Origin of the sequence: Porphyromonas sp. CAG:1061 (assembly GCF_000435035.1) — a bacterium.
Taxonomy (GTDB): domain Bacteria; phylum Bacteroidota; class Bacteroidia; order Bacteroidales; family Porphyromonadaceae; genus Porphyromonas_A; species Porphyromonas_A somerae.
On record NZ_HF988905.1, the window covers coordinates 1 to 5887 of the forward strand.

The window sequence follows — 5887 nt, forward strand, 5'->3', positions numbered from 1 at the left end:
CAAAAAAGGAAGCGAGAACTGAAAATATCTAGTACCTTAACTTCTCGCCCAGAACCCATCTGCTTTGAATCCCTTAAGGATTACCTCCTTTATCAAGCTACCAAGGGGGCAGAGGAGCGGTATGGTGTCCCACTTTCGACCAAGATCCAACAACGGTTAGCACTAGAGCTAAGAGCAGTGGAGGAGGCGGGCATCACCCCTCAAATTGCTATGCTCCACGAGCAAATAGTCAAAGCTAAGCAACAAGGGGTGCTAATCGGCAATGGCCGAGGCACCGCCCCTAGCTCTTTGTTGCTTTATGTGCTAGGCATTACGAGGGTGGATCCCCTAAAGCACGAGCTCCTCTTTGAGCGATTCCTCAACCCCGACGCCCTAGGCAAAGTGAGCATAGACATAGAAGTAAGCGAGAGAGGTACTTTGCCACAGCGTAAGGAGGACCACCCCTACACCCTCCTTTATGATTCTGATGCGATAAGGATAGGATGGCTCACACTCAGCCACCTCACATGGCTCCAAGATCGCATGGAGAAAATAAAGCATCGGTTAGGAAAGGAGATCCAACTTGAAGCGATCCCCACCGACGACCCCGATACGCTCCGATCCATTGGCAAAGAGCGTGGAGGGAGGTGCTATCTCCTCGAAGCCTCCCGCCTACAACAGCTTTGGAAAGAGATAAAGCCCGATAGCTTTAATGACCTAATATTCTCCATCGCCATCCTGTACAGCAAAGGGCAAGAGATCGCCCCTACCTATATCGCCCGAAAGCAAGGCAAGGAGCCGATCAACTACCTCCTCCCTGTAATGGAGTCATACCTCAGCGAGACCTATGGCATCACCCTCTACCAAGAGCAGATAATGCAGTTGGCACAAGCGATTGCCAACTTCTCCCCTGGGGAGTCGGATAGACTTCGGCTAGCATTATATCGTGGGCTAACCGACGAAGCTACCAAGATGCGAAGCCAATTTCTCGCTGGTGGACAAGAGCAGGGGTATGACAAAATAATACTCGAAAAGGTCTGGAGTGACTGGGTAAGGATAGCCCCCCTCACGGTCAATAAAAGTCACATCGTAGGTGCAACTCTGCTCGCCTACCAGATGAGCTACCTCAACACCCACTACCCCGTGGAGTAACTCACGATTGATTTTGCAGGTGCGGAATCAAGGGTTTAGATTCGATAGGTAAGATCCTAAATAATTTCCTTACTTTTGTGGCGTTATACTTTTTTTGAAAAACATGAAAGAGATATTGACTGCAACTTAACTACCATTAGTATCTGGTGGTAATTGTAACACTAGTAAGGAGAAAAAAGGAATGATTGTCATCATTAATGGCATAAAATACATTCTTTTGCCCAATGGAGTGTTAACCCCATTAGAAGTATATTAAAGGGTAATCTAGCCGTGATAAATTCATTTGTTAATTCAAGATATGAGCACGCTTCAAAGTAGATTTAAGCTAGTTATTATATTATTATTTATTCCGATATTGAGCTTTGCGCAGTATCATATTACAGGCACTTGCGTTGATGAGCAGCAACAACCGTTGCCTTCTGTTATTGTCAAGTTAACAAAGAGTAATAACAGAGAGGTCATAAAGCATACTGCCTCTAATAGTGATGGGAAGTTTCTCCTCCAACCTATAGATAGAGGGGAGTATCATCTCCAGCTTTCGTATATAGGCTTCAAAGAAGTTGACACATTGATAGTAGTCCAAAATAGCATTGATATGGGAGCAATATCTCTAGCTATGGACTCCAAACTGTTAAATGAGGTGGTCATCTCTGCTCAAGTGCTTAATAGCTTTGGCAATAGAGATGAAATCCTCTTGACCTCGGAAGCTCTCAGCGTGGGGAATAATGCTTTAGATGCGATAAGCAGCTTACCTCAATTCAAGAAAAACTTTATGGATGAGCAGCTCATTACCGTTGATAATAAGTCCATACTCATCCTAATCAATGGTAAGAGAGCTACCTATAGAGAGCTGCAACAGATTTCGTCCAAAGATGTACAGAAGCTAGTGTACTATAGCGAGCCTCCAGCTCGCTTTGCTCACGAAAATATTGGTGCTGTCTTGGAGGTTCAAACAAGAAGGAGCAAAAGCAAGAGCCACTATTTCTATCTTGATGCGAAAAATTCATTTACAACAGGGTATGGTACCAATATGCTGAATTACACTTACTCCGATGAGAATAATCAGTTTACAGTTGGGGGATTTTGTGACTACCGAGCTCTCAATGATAATCGCATGAATAATGTCTATAAATATGGCGATGGAACGAGCAATACATATGAAGGTCTCCCTGGTAGCTATAAGGGGTATTACAACATTGGACAGATGAGGTATAGAAGATATTTCAGCAATAATGCCTTCGTGATATCTCAGCTTGAATATAGACAGAGCCCAGGGCACGAGAAATATGAACAGAGCGTGACAAAGATCTTTAATAATAGAGAGTTGATAGGGAAGAGTGGGAGAGACTTAAAGAGCAATTATAATAGCTTAGCATTCGATTTGTATTACCACCAACCTCTAGGAGAGAATAAACTTATTGGCATCAACTTTGTGAATACCATAAGTAATTCAAAGTCCAACAATAGTCTGAACAGAGTTATGGAGGGAGCGAATAAAGATTACGATTACACTTACGAAAATCTGACTCACAATAAAGTGTACTCACTAATCGGAGAGGTTCTCTATCAAAACGACGCTTGGAACTTTGGTGGACTATTTAGCCATGAGCAGCTTAGGCAGTCTGTGGGAGGGGACAAAAGCTCTCCACAAAACATCTCTAGCAATAAATTATATGTCTATTCTGACTATTCTGGTAGACACGATATGCTGAGTTATAATTTGGGAGTTGGACTAGAGTATTCTGCATTAAAAAACGGCGAGAATAAGACTTTTCGCTTTGTGATTCCGAGACCAGCTGTTACACTAAATTACAAGCTCGGCAAATCAAGTTCACTAAGATTGAATACAAACATTCAACCGACTCTACCTAGTTTAGGATACCTAGCCGATTCTCCTATATCAATAGATGAGGGATATTACTTTAGAGGCAATTCAAACCTTAAGCCCTACTACACCTCAAGAAATAGCCTAGACTTCCGTTGGAATTCCAGTGATAATAATTTCTTTATTTCCTCTTCTCTTAATTGTGACTATGCTCACAAGCCATTTATGCCTATCATATCATCAGACGGAGACCGAGTGCTGAGAAACTATGAGGCGGTGAAAAATAGTATGATATATGGGGCGTCTGTTAGCGGAAGCGCTCGTCTTTTCGACTTCCTGACGTTACAACCCTATTATCAATTGGCAGTAAAGAAATATGAGACGCCAAATCAAAAGATAAATCACCAGGTACATAGTGGTGGTATTGGTGCCTTGATTGCGTACAGAGCTTTTCAACTTAGCTATTATTTCAACTTTCCATTTACAGACGTCAATGGCGATTTCTTAGTAGATATTGGGAGCAGTCATTTTGCCTCACTTATGTGGAAGCACAAAACACTCTCTTTATCATTGGAGTGGATTAATAATCCTAACCCAACTAGGTCTTACACTGCTCTGCCTCAATTTAGTATGGAGGAGAGTACTGTGTGGAATAACTTTAGAAGCCTATTTTATGTCAAACTAACCTACTATTTTCAAAAGGGCAAATCCAAGAGACATGAAAATGCTGTGATAAGTAACCAAAGTAGAGAGACAGGTCTTGTCACCGAAAATACAGCTAAATAGCATCCCATCTATTTTATTAATTGTTTTCCATATGTGTTTTCAAAATCAGAGAGATACCATGTGTTGATGATGTCATTAATGGAAAAGATTAGTCATCTTATCAATCGCTGTTAGGAGACTCGAAAAGGTCTGGAGTGAATGGGTAAGGGTAGCCCCCTTTACAATCAATAAAAGCCACATCGTAGGCGGTACTCTGCTCGCGTACCAAATGGGCTACCTCAATATCCACTACCCCTTGGAGTAGCCCACGATTGATTTTGCAGGTGCCAATCTTATTGAGAATGTTGCACGAAGTGCCATTCTCGCACATTTGCTTTCAAATGTGCTGAGACTTTGAACGAAGGATGAGATGCAAGGCGCTCGAGACTTTGTCGGAGAAAGATAGCCTTTGAAAGATAGGTCAGGTCCAGTACGATAGGAGTGCTGACTGACCCGCCTTTCAAGGGCTTTTCTTTGGGCAGCAAGTAGCAGGGGAACATAGGCTCAAGCGGGCTGTCAGGAGGCAATAAATCCAACCTTTTGTAACCCACTGATATACAGGGCAGTAAAAACGCCTCAGCCGAGTTGCAACTAAGCAATCGGTTAGTTGCAACTAAGCAAATGATTAGATGCATCTAAGCAAATGCTTAGTTGCATCTAATTTTTTGCCTTGATATACCATCGGGTTATGAAGCTCTATAGCTAGGCTCAAAAGAGGCTATTATGGGCTATTTATTTAGGAGGAAGGTACCTCGAGAGGAGGCACCTTTATCGGACAAGTCGGACAGGTCAGACGAGTCGGACCTTCTGTCTTGAACATCACGGTCGTGATTTTATTGTGCAGTCGTGATTATTTAGTAGATTTGCATATTATGGTGTGGAGGCTATAAATGTAAGGTAGATAGATATTTTATGAGTAGAGATAAAAGGGGTGGTCTTGGCAGGGTTGGTAGCTTTTGGCATTCGCGAGTGATCAGCATCATCAGTATCTCAATGGTGCTCTTTTTGCTTGGTCTGGTGGTACTCCTTGGTTTGGTAGGCAGTGGCTTGAGTAGCTATGTGCGGGAGCAGGTAACGTTTAACGTAGTTCTAACGCCCGATGCCGACCCCGACGAGGTGGCACAGATGCAGCGGGACCTGAGGAAAGAGCCCTTTGTGCGAGAGGTGGTACTGCACTCAAAGGAGGAGGCGTTGGAGGAACTCACGAAGGAGCTGGGAGAGAACCCAGAGCAGTTCCTCGGTTGGAACCCCCTTTCACCCACCTTTGAGATCACGCTTGGTGAGGCTTATGTAGCTTCGGCGGATAGTCTACAATTGGTAGAGCGCCGACTGGAGCAGTATCGACTGACGCAATCACTGGGGTATCGGCAGGACTTGGTGGATAAGCTGAATGATAATATCCGTGGGCTGACGCTGGTGATGGCGCTACTTTCGGGGTTACTGCTACTCATCTCTATGGTGCTGATCAATAACACCATTCGGCTCTTGATCTACTCACGGAGGTTTTTGATCTACACGATGAAGCTGGTGGGTGCCACCTCACGCTTTATCCGCCGCCCCTTTGTCTGGTACAATATCTGGAGTGGTGTGATGGCGGCCATCGTAGCTGGTGGCTTCCTCACTTGGGGCTGGTATTATGTCCGAAATCATTATCCTCTCCTAAGGTCAGTACTGACCGTGGAGAGTGGGCTCATAGTGTTGGCAGTGGTGCTGGTGCTAGGCGTAGTAATCAGTTGGCTTTCAGCTACTGCAGCGGTAAGTAGGTACCTAAGAATGGATGTAAACAAGCTCTACAGAGCATAGTGAATAGATATGGAAGGCAGGGAAGATAAAAGGATCAAAGGATACGGCTTTGGGAAGGTGAACCTCTACATAGCTCTGGCATCAGTGGCGGTGCTGGTGGTGGGGTATCTACTTTTGGCCGGAGGTAAGTCGGAGGACGGAGTGAGCTTTAACGCGGAGGTATTCAATAGCACCCGCATTGGGGTGGCTCCTGTGGTGCTGACGCTAGGGTATGTAGGGCTACTGGTGGCTCTGCTGTGGTGTGGCAAGGGAGCGAAGAAATCTTCAGGAGAGGAAGAGAAGTAAGCTATGACGATAATAGAAGCGATTATACTGGCAATAGTAGAGGGGCTCACGGAGTTCCTGCCGGTCTCCAGCACGGGA

Annotated in this window: 5 protein-coding genes and 2 pseudogenes; 6 read left to right on the top strand and 1 reads right to left on the bottom strand. The window is 44.6% G+C overall.

Annotated elements, in window-relative coordinates:
• From QVO39_RS03950 to QVO39_RS03960, 3 genes and pseudogenes are all read left to right on the top strand, one after another.
• Positions 1 to 1131 (top strand): annotated as a pseudogene (locus QVO39_RS03950) (hypothetical protein); the annotation flags it as partial.
• Between the two features lie 298 nt (positions 1132 to 1429).
• Positions 1430 to 1720: pseudogene (locus QVO39_RS09135) on the top strand (carboxypeptidase-like regulatory domain-containing protein); the annotation flags it as partial.
• Between the two features lie 6 nt (positions 1721 to 1726).
• A complete protein-coding gene (locus tag QVO39_RS03960) occupies positions 1727 to 3742 on the top strand; it encodes a TonB-dependent receptor (RefSeq protein ID WP_288171739.1) in 2016 nt (671 codons plus the stop codon).
• Positions 3743 to 3842: 100 nt separating this feature from the next.
• On the opposite strand, the gene QVO39_RS03965 is transcribed toward QVO39_RS03960, so the two are convergent.
• On the bottom strand, positions 3843 to 4052 hold the full coding sequence (locus QVO39_RS03965) for a hypothetical protein (protein WP_021903102.1): 210 nt from the start codon (positions 4050 to 4052) through the stop codon (positions 3843 to 3845).
• A 581-nt stretch (positions 4053 to 4633) separates the two neighbouring features.
• On the opposite strand from QVO39_RS03965, the gene QVO39_RS03970 reads away from it, so the two are divergent.
• The 3 genes from QVO39_RS03970 to QVO39_RS09140 all read left to right on the top strand — a co-directional run.
• Positions 4634 to 5524 (top strand): cell division protein FtsX, encoded by an 891-nt coding sequence (locus QVO39_RS03970; protein WP_018028453.1) that lies wholly within the window; start codon positions 4634 to 4636, stop codon positions 5522 to 5524.
• Between the two features lie 9 nt (positions 5525 to 5533).
• Entirely contained in the window at positions 5534 to 5809 is a 276-nt protein-coding gene (locus tag QVO39_RS03975; protein ID WP_021903103.1) for a DUF3098 domain-containing protein, read from the top strand.
• 3 nt (positions 5810 to 5812) lie between these two features.
• The coding region (locus QVO39_RS09140) for an undecaprenyl-diphosphate phosphatase (RefSeq protein WP_353867184.1) at positions 5813 to 5887 on the top strand (75 nt) is incomplete at its 3' end.

Excerpts from the sequence above, each read along its gene's own strand:
- QVO39_RS03970 (WP_018028453.1), top strand. The coding sequence starts at position 4,634 with ATGAGTAGAGATAAAAGGGGTGGTCTTGGCAGGGTTGGTAGCTTTTGG.
- QVO39_RS03960 (WP_288171739.1), top strand. The coding sequence starts at position 1,727 with ATGGGAGCAATATCTCTAGCTATGGACTCCAAACTGTTAAATGAGGTG.
- QVO39_RS03975 (WP_021903103.1), top strand. The coding sequence starts at position 5,534 with ATGGAAGGCAGGGAAGATAAAAGGATCAAAGGATACGGCTTTGGGAAG.
- QVO39_RS03965 (WP_021903102.1), bottom strand. The coding sequence starts at position 4,052 with ATGTGCGAGAATGGCACTTCGTGCAACATTCTCAATAAGATTGGCACC.